Source organism: Actinoallomurus sp. NBC_01490 (assembly GCF_036227085.1).
Classification (GTDB): Bacteria; Actinomycetota; Actinomycetes; order Streptosporangiales; family Streptosporangiaceae; genus Actinoallomurus; species Actinoallomurus oryzae.
This window is the reverse complement of sequence record NZ_CP109433.1, coordinates 3,798,576-3,811,664: the sequence shown is the minus strand read 5'-3', so window position 1 is coordinate 3,811,664 and position 13,089 is coordinate 3,798,576. Positions and strand designations below refer to the sequence as shown.

Sequence of the window (13,089 nt, the reverse complement as noted above, 5' to 3'; positions counted from 1 at the left end):
GTAGGCGTGCGGCGCGATCGAGTACGCCCGCGGGCGTCGCGACGGCAGAGCGGATGAGACGGCGGAGGGCGGAACGAATGCATTTCCTGGTCATCGCCTACGACCACCCTGGTGAGGAAGGGCGGCGGCGCCGTGCCGCCGCCCGGGAACGGCATCTGGCGCAGGCCGCGTCGATGAGCGAGGTCGAAGCCGTGTTCGGCACGGCCATCCTCGACGATGACGGCGCCATGATCGGTTCGATGCTGGTGATGGCGGCCGAGTCCCGGGCGGCGTTGGACTCGTGGTTGCGGGTCGAGCCCTACGTGGTCGAGGACGTCTGGCGTGAGGTGCGCGTCAACCGGTGCGCGATAGGACCTTCGTTCCTACCGGCCGGCGAGATCTCCCCATGACCTCTGACCCCGACGGCCGAGGGCGCGTGAGCCGACGCCCCCGGTTCCGCCTTGACGGGGAGCCGGGGGCGTCGCCTGCGGTCTCAGCGGCCGTTGAAGGCGTCGCGCAGCCGGGAGAAGAAGCCCTGCTGTCCGGGGGAGAACTTGCCGGGCGGGCGCTCCTCGCCGCGCAGCACGGACAGGCGGCGCAGGAGCTCCTCCTGCTCCTCGTCGAGCTTGGTGGGCGTCTCGATGTTCACGTGGATCATCAGGTCGCCACGGCCGTTCTCGTTGAGGTGCTTGACGCCCCGTCCGTACATCGGGATCTGCTGGCCGGACTGCGTGCCGGGCCGGATGTCGATCTCCTCCGGGCCGTCGAGGGTCTCCACGGTCAGCGACGTGCCGAGCGCGGCGGCGGTCATCGGCACCTGGACGGTGCAGTGCAGGTCGTCGCCCTGCCGCTCGAAGATCGCGTGCGGGCGCTCGACGATCTCCAGGAACAGGTCGCCGGCCGGGCCTCCGCCCGGGCCGACCTCGCCCTCGCCGGCGAGCTGGATGTGCGTGCCGTTCTCCACGCCGGCCGGGATGCGGACCTTGATCGTACGACGGGTGCGGACCCGGCCGTCACCGGAGCACTCGGGGCACGGGGTGCGGATCACGCTGCCGTAGCCGCCGCACTGCGGGCAGGCGCGGGAGGTCATGACCTGGCCGAGGAATGACCGGGTGACCTGCTGCACCTCGCCACGGCCGTGGCACATGTCGCAGGTCTCCGGCTGGGTGCCGGGCGCGGTGCCGGCGCCGGTGCAGTTGGTGCAGACGATCGCGGTGTCGACGGTCAGCTCGCGCGTGGTGCCGAACGCGGTCTCGGCCAGGTCGAGCTCGACGCGGATCGTGCCGTTGCGGCCGCGGCGCGCCCGGCTGCGCGGACCGCGCTGGGTCTGCGTGCCGAAGAAGGCGTCCATGATGTCGCTGAACGGGAAGCCCGCCCCGAATCCGCCGCCCGCGGCGCCGCCGCCGGGCGCGAAGGGGTCCGCGCCCAGGTCGTACATCTCACGCTTCTTGGGGTCGGAGAGCACCTCGTACGCCTGGGTGATCTCCTTGAACCGGTCCTGGGTCTCGGGATCGGGGTTGACGTCCGGGTGCAGCTCTCGTGCGAGTCTGCGGTAGGCCTTCTTGATCTCGTCCGCACCCGCGTCGCGGCGTACTCCGAGGGTCGCGTAGTAGTCGTTCGCCACTTATGACCCCGCCAGTATCTGACCGACGTAACGTGCCACTGCGCGTACCGCTCCCATCGTGCCGGGGTAGTCCATCCGCGTCGGGCCGAGCACGCCGAGCCGCGCCACGGTCTGGTCGCCGGCGCCGTATCCGCTGGCGACCACCGAGGTCGTGAACAGGCTCTCGTGGGGATTCTCGGTGCCGATCCGTACGGTGAGGCCGGCGGGATCACCCATCTCGCCGAGCAGCCGCATCAGGACGACCTGTTCTTCCAAGGCCTCCAGCACATCGCGGAGGCTCTGGGACAAGTCGGCGCGGGCGAGGTTCGCCGCGCCGGCGATGACGATCTTTTCTTCGTGTTTCTCGATCAGCGTCTCGAGGAGCACCGACAGCACGGTCGCGGCGAGCGGCCGTTCGTCGGGCGGCAGCCGGTCGGGCACCTCGGCGACGACGCCGGGCACGTCGTTCAGCCAGCAGCCGTCGAGGTGGGCGTTGAGCAGCGCGCGCAGGTGCGCGATGGACTCCTCCGAGACGCCCTCGGGCATCTCGATGGTCCGCTGCTCGACCCGGCCGGTGTTGGTGATGATGACCAGCAGCAGCCGCTCCGGGCCGATCGGCACCAGCTCGACGTGGCGTACCGCCGAGCGCGTGAGCGAGGGGTACTGCACGACGGCGACCTGCCGGGTCAGCTGCGCCAGCAGCCGTACGGTGCGGGTCACGACGTCGTCGAGGTCGTAGGCGCCGCCGAGGAACGTCTCGATGGCGCGCCGCTCCGCCACGGACAGCGGCTTGATCGTCGACAGCCGGTCGACGAAGAGCCGGTATCCCTTGTCGGTGGGCACGCGGCCCGCGCTCGTGTGCGGCTGGGCGATGTAGCCCTGCTCCTCGAGCATCGCCATGTCGTTACGGATCGTGGCCGGGGAGACGCCGAGGTTGTGCCGGTCGGCCAGCGCCTTGGAACCCACGGGTTCGTTGGTGGACACGTAGTCCTCAACGATGGCACGGAGCACCGCCAGCTTGCGATCGTCGAGCACGCACTCACCTCCCACGGTCGGCTTGGCACTCCACGTTCTTGAGTGCCAAGTGTACGGCGATCGGCGACCTTCGCGGTGAGTCGGCGGCGATGAACGACGGCGCGAATGGGTCGCTTCCTCAGATCGCCACGCAGTGGCGCAACGCCGTGCGCCGCACCGGTATTCCGGCGTTCGCGGTGGCGTCGGCGCGCAAGCGTACCGGTTCGCGGGCGTGTTGGTCCCGGCTCGGCCGGGTTGGTCCCGGTACGTTGCGGCCCGTGCGGAGCAAGGATTACGGCGATGACGTTCTCGCGGGCGACTGGCGGCGCCCGCGCAAGGGCCAGATCCCCGAGATCGCGGCCGAGCCCGGCCTGGTGGCCGAAGATCCCTCCAGCGGCTTCTGCGGCGCGGTCGTGGCCTGCGCGAAGGACGCGGTGACCCTGGAGGACCGATTCGGCAAGCGGCGGGTGTTCCCGCTCGCCAAGGCCGGGTTCCTGATCGACGGCAAGCCGGTGACGCTCGTCCGCCCCACGTCCGCGCCGGGCCGTGCGCTGTCGGCCTCCGGCTCCGTCGCGGTACGGGGCCTGCGAGCCCGGGTCGCGCAGGAGAGCCGCATCTACGTCGAGGGCAAGCACGACGCGGAGCTGGTGGAGAAGATCTGGGGTCACGACCTGCGCGTCGAGGGGGTGGTCGTGGAGTTCCTCGAGGGCGTCGACCACCTGCCGGAGATCGCCGAGGAGTTCGGCCCCGGACCGGGCCGCCGCCTGGGCGTGCTGGTGGACCACCTGGTCGCGGGCTCGAAGGAGTCGCGGATCGCCGACCAGGTCGCGTCGCCGTACGTGCTGGTCACCGGGCATCCGTTCATCGACATCTGGCAGGCGGTCAAGCCGGCCGCACTCGGCATCCGCGCCTGGCCGGACGTCCCGCGGGGCGTTCCGTGGAAGGAGGGCGTGATCGCGGCGCTCGGCTGGAAGGGCGAGCCGGGCGAGGTCTGGCAGACCATCCTCGGCCGGGTGCGCACCTACACGGACCTGGAGCCCGCGCTCCTCGGCCGGGTCGAGGAGCTGATCGACTTCGTCACCGATCCCCCGGCCGACGACTGACCGCGCAGCCCCAGCGGGCGCCTGACCACGTGACCCCACAGGCGACGGCTGACCGCGCGATCTCCCCGGCCGGTGGCTGAGCGCGCAACCATCCGCGGCGCGCCCGCGTCTCATAAACTGCGACATCTCATCATGGGGGACATTTCAGGACCTGTCCCTGCCGGAGGGGGCGCGCGATGACCTACGGCCAGCACCACGGCGGGCCGCCGTACGCGGGACAGCCGCACGGCCGGCCACCGCATGGGCAGCCGCCGTACGGCCCGCCGCCGAATGAGCAGGGGCAGCCGCCGTACGGGCCGCCGCAGTACCCCCGGCCGGGGTACGCGCTTCCGGGGCATCCGGCACCGCCCGGCCACGGGCTGCCGCCCCAGGGACACCACGACCCGTACGCCGGATCGCCCCAGCGCCGCCGCCGGCCGGAGACGCCGACCGGCGGGCCGGTCGACGACGAGGACGAGCGGTGGGCGGTGCCCGCCTACGTCGGGATGTTCGTGTCCGGCTTCGTCGCCCCGGCCGTCGTCCTGGCCGCCAAGGGACGGACGTCGAACTTCGCGCGTTTCCACGCGACACAGGCGCTCAACCTGTTCGTGGCGATGTTCGTCTGCACGTCTCTGTCGCTCCTGCTGGCCTACTTCAAGGGCCCGGACTGGCTGCTGCTCGTGCTGCTCGCGCTGGCGGCCGACTGCTTCTTCGTGATCAGAGCGGCGATCGGCGCGAACCGCTGCGAGTGGTACCGTCTGCCCGCGCTCGTCGCCTGGCGCATCTTCCGGTGAGGAGTCTCCATGGCCGATTCCGAGCACGAGACTGAGCCGCCGCACGACGGTTGGCACCCTCCGTCGGGTCCCGCCGGCCCGCCGCCTCCCGACGCTCCTCCGTGGCCGCCGTACGGCGGTGCTCCCCCGCCGCCTCCCGGCCCGGGCCCCTACCACGGCCCACCGCCGGGTTACACCGGCCCGCCTCCGGGTGCCGGCGGCCCGCCGTACGGGGGCGGGTACTACGGTCCCCCGCCCCCGTACGGGCCGGGCATCACCGGGCCGGACGACACGACGTGGGCGCTCCTGGGATACCTGGGCCAGTTCCTCATCGGCTTCATCGCCCCGCTCATCGTCTATCTGGCCCGCAAGGACCAGTCGCCGTTCGTCCGCTTCCACGGCGCGCAGGCCCTCAACCTGGCCCTGAGCTACCTGGCCGTCTTCTTCGGCGCCTTCGCCATCGCCATCGTCGGCGGGGCGGCGCGGATGCCCGCGGTGGCGATCGTCGCGATCCTGCTGATGTTCGCCTTCGCCATCGTGCACCTCGTGTACCTGATCGTCGGCGCGGTCAAGGCCGGCCGTCGCGAGATGTACCCGATCCCGACGTGGCTCTGCTGGCGGATGATCAGGTGAGGTCGCGGACGACGGCGTCGGCCAGGAGTCGTCCGCGCAGGGTGAGCACGGCGCGCCCCGCGTCGTACGCCTCGGGGACCAGCAGGCCGTCGCCCACCGCGCGGCGGACCGCGGCCGGGTCGTCGAACAGGCCGAGCGGGCAGCCGTCCGACAGCCGCAGCTCCAGCATGATGCGTTCGAAGCGGCGGTCGGCGTGCTCCAGCACCTCGCGGGCGTGCGCGGGGGTGGTCTCCTCGGCGAGCCGGGAGGCGTACGCGGCGGGGTGCTTGACGTTCCACCAGCGTGTGCCGCCGACGTGGCTGTGCGCGCCGGGGCCCACGCCCCACCAGTCGCCACCGGTCCAGTAGAGCAGGTTGTGGCGGCAGCGGGCCTCCTCGCTCGCCGCCCAGTTGGAGATCTCGTACCAGCCGAGGCCGTGCCCGGTGAGAGTGTCCTCGGCGGCGAGGTAGCGGTCGGCCATCGCGTCGTCGTCGGGCGGGGCCAGCTCACCGCGGCGCACCCGCGCGGCCAGGCGGGTGCCCTCCTCGACGATCAGTGCGTACGCGGAGACGTGGTCGGGCCCGGCGGCGACCGCGGCGTCGAGGCTGGCCTGCCAGTCGGCGTCGCTCTCGCCCGGCGTGCCGTAGATCAGGTCGAGGTTGATGTGGTCGAACCCGGCCTCCCGTGCCCAGGTCACGCACTGCTGCGGGCGGCCCGGGGTGTGCGTGCGGTCGAGCACGGCCAGGACGTGCTCCCGTACGCTCTGCATTCCGAACGACACGCGGGTGAAGCCCGCCTCGCGCAGCTCGGTCAGGTACGCCGGGCCGGCCGTCTCGGGGTTGGACTCGGTGGTGACCTCCGCGCCGGCGGCCAGCCCGAACTCCTTGCCGATCGCCTCCAGCACCCGGCCGAGGTCGCCCGCGGGCAGCAGCGTGGGCGTGCCGCCGCCGACGAACACCGTCTCCACCGGCAGGTCGACGTCGCCCAGCACGCGCCGCGCCATGCGGATCTCGGCGATCGCCGTGTCGGCGTAGGACTCGCGTGAGGCACCGCGGAGTTCGGTCGCGGTGTAGGTGTTGAAGTCGCAGTAGCCGCAGCGCGTGACGCAGAACGGCACGTGCACGTAGAAGCCGAACGGCCGGCTGCCCAGGCCGGTCAGGGCGCTCGCGGGCAGCGCTCCGTCCGTCGGAACCGGGTCCCCGTCGGGCAGCGTCGATGGCACGTCTCAAGTGTGCCGCCCCCGGGAGGGTGCCCGCGCCGTGGCCCTGCCCGGAACCCCACCCGCGTCGCTCTCGGCGGGCGAGGTTCTCCGGGCGGTCCCTCAGACGCCGGGGACCGGCAGAGACCAGGAGGCGGCGCGGAACTCCGCCCACACCGTCGTACGCCCGGAGTGCTCGGTCACCCCCCAGGCGTCCGCGAGCGCGTCGACGATCAAGATGCCCCGGCCGCTCTCCGCCTGAACGTCGCGGCGGATCCGCGGCCGGCTCGCCGTCGTGCCGTCGTTGGTGACCTCGGCGCGGACGACCTCCCCGCACGCGGACAGGCCGATGGTGATCTGTCCCCCGTCGCCGCTCGGCGTGTGCACGATCGCGTTGGTGGCGAGCTCGCTCACCCCCAGGGCGACCTTCTCCAGAGCGGGATGCCGCGACCCGAGCGTCTCGCGTACGAACCGGCGGCCGTTCGCCACCGAACGCTCGACGCCCGGCAGGGTGATGGTGCTGCGCGGCGCCGTGTCCCCCGCGGCGCCGCCATCCACATCGCGCGGGGAGCCGTCACGGCGAACTCCCCGCCCCGCCATAGCAGCGTCCAAGGTTCCTCCCGTCGAACCGCGAGCACGGGCGTGTCTACCCTCGTGTGACGTAAAAACACAGAACGCCGGTTCCGGTCTCATACCGATGGCCCGCCGAGCGCGGGGTCAGCGGGATCGGGCAGTCGTCACGGACCGCCGGCCAGGTGTTCGGCCAGCCGGCCGGCGACGGCCGGGGTGAGCGGTGCGTGCCCGATCATGATCCGGTACCACAGCAGGCCGTAGGCCTGGTCGACCAGGAGATCGAGGTCGGCGTCCGGCGCCGGTTCGCCGCGCTTCTGCCCGCGCTGGAAGATCTCATGCAGGCTCCGCCGCCGCCCGGCGGTGAACTCTCTGAGCACCTCGGCGAGGTGTGCGTCCTTCTGCGCCTCCGCCATCACGCTCCGCAGTACGGAGGAATTCGCCTCGTCGCTGACGGCGCGGAACGTGGCGGTGAGGAACTCCCGCAGGTCACCGACGAGCGTTCCGGTGTCGACCGCCGGGACCTCGAGACGGGCGCGCTCGACCATCATCTCCAGGAGCAGCGCACCCTTCGACGGCCACCAGCGGTAGATGGTCTGCTTGCCGACTCCGGATGCGGCGGCGATCGCCTCGATGCTCAGCGCCGCCGGGTCTCCCTGCCCGGCCAGCTCGAGGATCGCGTCCCAGATCGCCTCGCGAGCCGCCTCGTTGCGGCGTCGCCCCGTGTGCGGGCGTCTCGTCATGCCACGACTGTAGCACTTGACGGTACTAACCGTCTCGGCAACGTTTGCCGAGACGGTTAGTACCGTCAACGTCCTGTGGCGACGGCCTGCCGGCTCGCCACCCCGCCACCGACGCGAAACGCGAGGAGACGACATGGGCCGATCGGCCATGCCGACGTACCTGACCGGCCACCTGGCGCCTGTTCCCGATGAGATCGACGCCGTCGACCTTCCCGTCGCGGGCACGCTGCCGCCGGAACTGTCCGGCCGCTACATCCGCAACGGACCCAACCCGCTGCCCGGCGAGGACCGCGGGCACTGGTTCGGCGGCCAGGGCATGCTGCACGGCGTACGCCTGGAAGGCGGCCGCGCGGCGTGGTACCGCAACCGCTGGGTACGGACCGGCATGCTCGAGGGGCGTCCACCGGTCCACCCCGACGGCGGCCGCGATCTGACCGCGACCTCGGCCAACACCCATGTGGTCGGCCACGGCGGACGCCTTCTCGCGCTCGCCCAGACCGGGCTGCCGTACGAGATCACGCCGGACCTGGACACACTCGGCCCCTGCGATTTCGGCGGACGGCTGACCACCGCCATGACGGCCCATCCCAAACGCGATCCGGTCACGGGCGAGCTGCACTTCTACGGCGGCGGTGCGCGTCCCCCGTACGTCACCTACCACCGGCTGGACTCGGCGGGAAGGCTCGTGCACAGCCGGGCCATCGACGTGCCCGCCGGCACGATGATGCACGACTTCGCCATCACCGAGCACTACGTGATCTGGCTCGACCTTCCGGTCACCTTCCGCGCCGGGCTCCTCGGCCGGAGCTTCATCCCCTACGCGTGGGACGACGACTACGGCGCACGCCTGGGGGTCATGCGGCGCGACCGCCCGGACGACCCGGTGCGCCGGCTGGACGTCGAGCCCTGCTGGGTCTTCCACATCGGCAACGCCCACGAGGACGGCTCCGGGCGGGTCGTGCTCGACGCGGCCCGCTACACCGACGCCGACTTCGGCGCCGTCTGGCAGGCGGTCGGCGGCTCCGCGTTCGGGCCGGCCGGGCCGGCCGTCGCCGCGGCGACGGCGGGTGCGGCCCGGCTGCACCGCTGGACACTCGACCCGGTCGCCGGCACGGTCACCGAAGGGCCGCTGGACGACCGCGCCATCGAGTTCCCCACGCTGGACGACGACCGCGTCGGGCGCCCCAACCGCTTCCTCTACGCCGTCGCCGACACGACACCCGAGAGCGTCCTCGGCGCCACGGTCGTCAAGTACGACACGGCCGGCGGCCCTGCCTCCTCCCACCATCTCGGACCGGACATCGTGGCCGGCGAGGCCGTCTTCGTGCCCGCGGCGGGCGAGCGCCGCCGCGAGGACGACGGCTGGCTGCTGTCGATCGCCACACGCCGTGACGGCAGTGCGTCACAACTGCTGGTCATCGACGCCTCGGCGGTGACCGCCGGCCCTGTCGCGACGGTCGATCTGCCACGCGGCGTCCCGGCGGGGTTCCACGGCACCTGGATTCCAGACGACGACACGTCCGCTTGACGGTACTCGCGGTCTCGACAATTATTGTCGAGACCGCGAGTACCGAAAAATCAGTTCGAGCGCACAAGGGGAACGCGATGTCCGAAGACAGCAAGAGCGTGCTCATCACCGGCGCCTCCGGCGGAGTCGGCCGAGCGACCGTGGCCCGCCTGAGCGAGCTCGGCTGGCAGGTGTTCGCCGGCGTCCGATCGCTGCCGGCGGGAGCGGACCTGGCGCGCGAACACCCCGGGGTCGTGCCGGTGGAGCTCGACGTCTGCGACGAGGAGTCGTTGCGGAGCGCCCGGGACGAGGTCGCCCGCCACCTGCCGGGACGCGGCCTGGACGCACTGGTGAACAACGCGGGGCTGAGCGTGGACGGCCCCATCGAGCTGGTGCCGGTCGCCGCGCTCCGCCGCCAGCTCGACGTCAACGTGATCGGCAAGGTCGCGACCACCCAGGTGTTCCTCCCGATGCTGCGGCTCGCCCGGGGACGCGTGGTCAACATCGGCGGCGCCATCGGCCGGATGCCGCTGCCGATGTACGGCGCTCTCGGAGCCGCGACGGCCGCCCTCGACTCGGTCACCGAGACGCTGCGGATGGAGCTCAGGTACCAGGGTGTGGACGTCTCCTACGTGGAGTCCGGTGCCCTGGAGACCGACTTCTTCCGCAAGTCCGCCGGAGCCGCGCGTCGCGATGGCTACGCGGGAACTCCCGAGGTCCAGCAGATCTACGCCGCGGCGATCGAGGCGTCATCCAAGGCCATGGCCGGTGCGGGCAAGAGCCCGGTCGAGGTCGTCGTCGCCGCCGTCGTCAAGGCGCTGCGAGCGGGCCGGCCCGCCACCCGCTACACCATCGGCGCGCAGGCGAAGGTCGGGCGTCCGCTGCTGCTGCGGCTCCCGGATCGGCTCCGCGACCGTACGCTCCTGTCCACGCTCGGGCTGGGAAGCGGCACGTTCGACGGGGTCTCCTCGAACGGTGGCGAGGCGGCATGAGGCCGATGCGGCGCGAGCCGTGACGCCGTTGTGGAGGAGCCCGGTGCCCCGTCTCGACCGGCCTGACACGTCCGTACCGGGTCAGGCCGGTCAGGACACGCTTCCCGTTCTCCGGAAGGGCAGGTTCTCAGGCGTGCTGCCGCAGCTCCAGCCCGTCGGCGAGCTCGCGCCACTGCGACCGGGGCAGGGACCCCTGCTCGTCGGTCGTGACCTGCAGGACCACATGATCGGCACCGGCCTCGCGGTGCGCGGCGATCCGCTCGCGGATCGCGTCCATGCCGCCCCAGGCGAACAGGGCGTCGACCAGCCGGTCGCTGCCGCCGTCGCGGAAGTCGTCGTCGGTGAAGCCGTAGCGGCGCAGGTTGCTCGTATAGTTCGGCAGCTTCAGGTAGCCCGCGAGGCGGCCGCGCGCGGTGGTGCGGGCGCGTTCGGGGTCGGTCTGGAGGACGACCTTCATCTCCGGGGCCAGCAGCGGGTCCGGCCCGAGGATCTCGCGGGCGGTGGCGGTGTGCTCGGGGGTGATGAGGTACGGGTGGGCGCCCGCGGCGTGATCCCGTGACAGCGCGAGCATGCGGGGCCCGAGCGCGGCGAGCACCCGACCGGCCTTGGGCGACCCGGCCGCGTCGAGCCGGTCGAGGAAGCCCACCATCGCGGAGTACGGCTTGGAGTAGTCCTTGGCCAGGGCGCCGTGGCTGGCGCCGAGGCCGAGCAGGAAGCGGCCGGGGTACTCGGCGGCGACGGCGGCCTGTTCCTCGGCCACCTCGGCGGCCTCGTAGTCCCAGATGCTCAGGATGCCGGTCGCGACGACGACGCGTGAGGTCGCCGCCAGGAGCGGGCGCGCGTGGCGTACGCCGGGACTGGCGCCGAGCCAGATCGCGCCGTAGCCGAGCTCCTCCAGCTCCGCCGCGGCCTCACGTATCTCGCCCGCGGCGCGCGGGTCCTCGTCGCGCAGCCCGGCGTCCCAGATGCCGATCCGGCCCAGTTCCATGTCCGGCTCCACCCTTCGGTCGACTTGTGAGAGGCGACAACCCGGCCGGGCGGCGCGTTATTTCTTGCCCTATTTCTTGCCCTTCTCCGGGGCCGCCGTGGTGGACAGGGCGGCGACGAAGGCCTCCTGCGGGACGTCGACCCGGCCGATCGTCTTCATCCGCTTCTTGCCCTCCTTCTGCTTCTCCAGCAGCTTGCGCTTACGGGAGATGTCACCGCCGTAGCACTTGGCGAGGACGTCCTTGCGGATGGCGCGGATGTTCTCGCGGGCGATGATCCGCGAACCCACCGCGGCCTGGATCGGCACCTCGAACTGCTGGCGCGGGATCAGCTCCTTGAGCTTGGCCGTCATCATCAGGCCGTACTCGCGGGACTTGTCCTTGTGCACGATCTGGCTGAACGCGTCCACCGACTCGCCCTGGAGCAGGATGTCGACCTTGACCAGGTCGGCCTCCTGCTCGCCGCTGGGCTCATAGTCGAGCGAGGCGTACCCGCGTGTACGGGACTTCAGCTGGTCGAAGAAGTCGAAGATGATCTCGGCCAGCGGCAGCGTGTAGCGGATCTCGACGCGGTCCTCGGACAGGTAGTCCATGCCGAGCAGCACGCCGCGGCGCCCCTGGCACAGCTCCATGATCGCGCCGATGTGCTCGGCCGGCGACAGGAGCGTGGCCCGCACCACCGGCTCGTACACCGTGTTGATCTTGCCCTCGGGGAACTCGCTCGGGTTGGTGACCCGGTGCTCCTCGCCGTTCTCCATCACGACGCGGTAGACGACGTTCGGCGCGGTGGAGATCAGCGACAGGTCGAACTCCCGCTCGAGCCGCTCGCGGACGATCTCCATGTGCAGCAGGCCCAGGAACCCGCAGCGGAACCCGAAGCCGAGCGCCAGCGACGTCTCCGGCTCGTACACGAGCGCGGCGTCGTTGAGCCGCAGCTTGTCGAGGGCGTCGCGCAGCTCGGGGTAGTCGTCGCCGTCCACGGGATAGAGGCCGGAGAAGACCATGGGCCGGGGATGACGGTAGCCGCCGAGAGGGTCGTCGGCCCGGCGGCTCGCGCTGGTCACCGTGTCGCCGACGCGTGCCTGGCGGACGTCCTTCACGCCGGTGATGAGGTAGCCGACCTCACCGACCCCGAGCCCGTCGACCGGCTTGGGCTCGGGCGAGATCACTCCCACCTCAAGGGTGTCGTGCGCCGCGCCGGTGGACATCATGAGGCTCTTCTCACGCCGCGACAGGCGCCCGTCGACCACCCGCACGTACGTGACGACGCCGCGGTAGGTGTCGTACACCGAGTCGAAGATCAGCGCCCGCGCGGGCCCGTCGGGGTCGCCCGTCGGCGGCGGCACGGTCGCGACGATGTTGTCGAGCAGCTCCGCGACGCCCTCGCCGGTCTTGCCGGAGACCCGCAGGACCTCGGACGGGTCGCAGCCGATGATCCCGGCGATCTCCTCGGCGTACTTGTCCGGCTGCGCGGCCGGCAGGTCGATCTTGTTGAGGACCGGGATGATGTGCAGGTCCGCCTCGAGCGCGAGGTAGAGGTTGGCGAGCGTCTGCGCCTCGATGCCCTGGGCGGCGTCCACGAGGAGCACCGCGCCCTCACACGCCTCGAGCGACCGGGAGACCTCGTAGGAGAAGTCGACGTGCCCGGGGGTGTCGATGAGGTTGAGGACGTAGTCCTTCCACGGCAGGCGCACGGCCTGGCTCTTGATGGTGATGCCGCGCTCACGCTCGATGTCCATGCGGTCGAGGTACTGCGCGCGCATCTGGCGCTCCTCGACCACACCGGTGAGCTGCAGCATGCGGTCGGCGAGCGTCGACTTGCCATGGTCGATGTGCGCGATGATGCAGAAGTTGCGAATCACCGCGGGATCGGTGTGGGTCTGGTTCGGTACGGGCGGCACCGGCGTCCTCGGGAAGTGATGGAACTAGCGTTATCCATGGTCCCATGCCGCGCGCGATGCTCGGTTCCGCGCCCGCCCGGACCCGCGTCTCCTCCCAGGCGTTGAAGGGGCGGCGGGAGTCGGCGAGGA

At 71.6% G+C, this 13,089-nt stretch carries 13 protein-coding genes; 6 read left to right on the top strand and 7 right to left on the bottom strand.

What is annotated here, in order from left to right; genetic code table 11:
- The first annotated feature begins 77 nt into the window (after positions 1-77).
- The gene (locus OG417_RS18230; RefSeq protein WP_329257123.1) at positions 78-389 is read left to right on the top strand and encodes a YciI family protein; all 312 of its coding nucleotides are present in this window, start codon (positions 78-80) and stop codon (positions 387-389) included.
- Between the two features lie 83 nt (positions 390-472).
- Here OG417_RS18230 and dnaJ read toward each other — a convergent pair whose 3' ends face one another.
- On the bottom strand, positions 473-1,603 hold the full coding sequence (dnaJ, locus tag OG417_RS18225) for a molecular chaperone DnaJ (protein ID WP_329257120.1): 1,131 nt from the start codon (positions 1,601-1,603) through the stop codon (positions 473-475).
- Positions 1,604-2,617 carry a heat-inducible transcriptional repressor HrcA gene (gene hrcA, locus OG417_RS18220; protein ID WP_329257118.1) on the bottom strand — a complete coding sequence of 338 codons (1,014 nt, stop codon included), beginning with the start codon at positions 2,615-2,617 and terminating at the stop codon, positions 1,604-1,606.
- Between the two features lie 257 nt (positions 2,618-2,874).
- On the opposite strand from hrcA, the gene OG417_RS18215 reads away from it, so the two are divergent.
- The 3 genes from OG417_RS18215 to OG417_RS18205 all read left to right on the top strand — a co-directional run bounded on the left by OG417_RS18215 (position 2,875) and on the right by OG417_RS18205 (position 5,084).
- Positions 2,875-3,699, top strand: a complete 825-nt coding sequence (locus OG417_RS18215; RefSeq protein WP_329257115.1) for a DUF3097 domain-containing protein — start codon at positions 2,875-2,877, stop codon at positions 3,697-3,699.
- A gap of 176 nt (positions 3,700-3,875) precedes the next feature.
- Positions 3,876-4,472 carry a DUF4870 domain-containing protein gene (locus OG417_RS18210; RefSeq protein WP_329257112.1) on the top strand — a complete coding sequence of 199 codons (597 nt, stop codon included), beginning with the start codon at positions 3,876-3,878 and terminating at the stop codon, positions 4,470-4,472.
- Between the two features lie 9 nt (positions 4,473-4,481).
- The gene (locus tag OG417_RS18205) at positions 4,482-5,084 is read left to right on the top strand and encodes a DUF4870 domain-containing protein (protein ID WP_329257109.1); all 603 of its coding nucleotides are present in this window, start codon (positions 4,482-4,484) and stop codon (positions 5,082-5,084) included.
- Here OG417_RS18205 and hemW read toward each other — a convergent pair.
- The 3 genes from hemW to OG417_RS18190 all read right to left on the bottom strand — a co-directional run bounded on the left by hemW (position 5,077) and on the right by OG417_RS18190 (position 7,574).
- The gene (gene hemW, locus OG417_RS18200) at positions 5,077-6,285 is read right to left on the bottom strand and encodes a radical SAM family heme chaperone HemW (RefSeq protein ID WP_329257104.1); all 1,209 of its coding nucleotides are present in this window, start codon (positions 6,283-6,285) and stop codon (positions 5,077-5,079) included. The genes OG417_RS18205 and hemW overlap by 8 nt on opposite strands.
- A 99-nt stretch (positions 6,286-6,384) precedes the next feature.
- Positions 6,385-6,873, bottom strand: coding sequence for an ATP-binding protein (locus OG417_RS18195; protein WP_329257101.1), 489 nt, complete (start codon positions 6,871-6,873; stop codon positions 6,385-6,387).
- 125 nt (positions 6,874-6,998) lie between these two features.
- A complete protein-coding gene (locus tag OG417_RS18190) occupies positions 6,999-7,574 on the bottom strand; it encodes a TetR/AcrR family transcriptional regulator (RefSeq protein WP_329257098.1) in 576 nt (191 codons plus the stop codon).
- Between the two features lie 133 nt (positions 7,575-7,707).
- Between OG417_RS18190 and OG417_RS18185 the strand changes: the two genes are divergently transcribed.
- A complete protein-coding gene (locus OG417_RS18185; RefSeq protein WP_329257095.1) occupies positions 7,708-9,102 on the top strand; it encodes a carotenoid oxygenase family protein in 1,395 nt (464 codons plus the stop codon).
- Positions 9,103-9,179: 77 nt separating this feature from the next.
- A complete protein-coding gene (locus OG417_RS18180) occupies positions 9,180-10,073 on the top strand; it encodes an SDR family NAD(P)-dependent oxidoreductase (RefSeq protein WP_329257091.1) in 894 nt (297 codons plus the stop codon).
- Positions 10,074-10,200: 127 nt separating this feature from the next.
- Here the strand turns inward: OG417_RS18180 and OG417_RS18175 are convergent, their stop codons facing one another.
- Both OG417_RS18175 and lepA read right to left on the bottom strand, forming a co-directional pair.
- Positions 10,201-11,061, bottom strand: a complete 861-nt coding sequence (locus OG417_RS18175) for an LLM class F420-dependent oxidoreductase (RefSeq protein WP_329257088.1) — start codon at positions 11,059-11,061, stop codon at positions 10,201-10,203.
- A 69-nt stretch (positions 11,062-11,130) separates the two neighbouring features.
- A complete protein-coding gene (lepA, locus tag OG417_RS18170; RefSeq protein WP_329257085.1) occupies positions 11,131-12,960 on the bottom strand; it encodes a translation elongation factor 4 in 1,830 nt (609 codons plus the stop codon).
- Between the last annotated feature and the right edge of the window lie 129 nt (positions 12,961-13,089).

Coding starts and splice junctions, on each gene's coding strand:
- OG417_RS18230 (WP_329257123.1), top strand. CDS start 78: ATGCATTTCCTGGTCATCGCCTACGACCACCCTGGTGAGGAAGGGCGG.
- OG417_RS18185 (WP_329257095.1), top strand. CDS start 7,708: ATGGGCCGATCGGCCATGCCGACGTACCTGACCGGCCACCTGGCGCCT.
- OG417_RS18205 (WP_329257109.1), top strand. CDS start 4,482: ATGGCCGATTCCGAGCACGAGACTGAGCCGCCGCACGACGGTTGGCAC.
- OG417_RS18175 (WP_329257088.1), bottom strand. CDS start 11,061: ATGGAACTGGGCCGGATCGGCATCTGGGACGCCGGGCTGCGCGACGAG.
- OG417_RS18210 (WP_329257112.1), top strand. CDS start 3,876: ATGACCTACGGCCAGCACCACGGCGGGCCGCCGTACGCGGGACAGCCG.
- OG417_RS18190 (WP_329257098.1), bottom strand. CDS start 7,574: ATGACGAGACGCCCGCACACGGGGCGACGCCGCAACGAGGCGGCTCGC.
- OG417_RS18180 (WP_329257091.1), top strand. CDS start 9,180: ATGTCCGAAGACAGCAAGAGCGTGCTCATCACCGGCGCCTCCGGCGGA.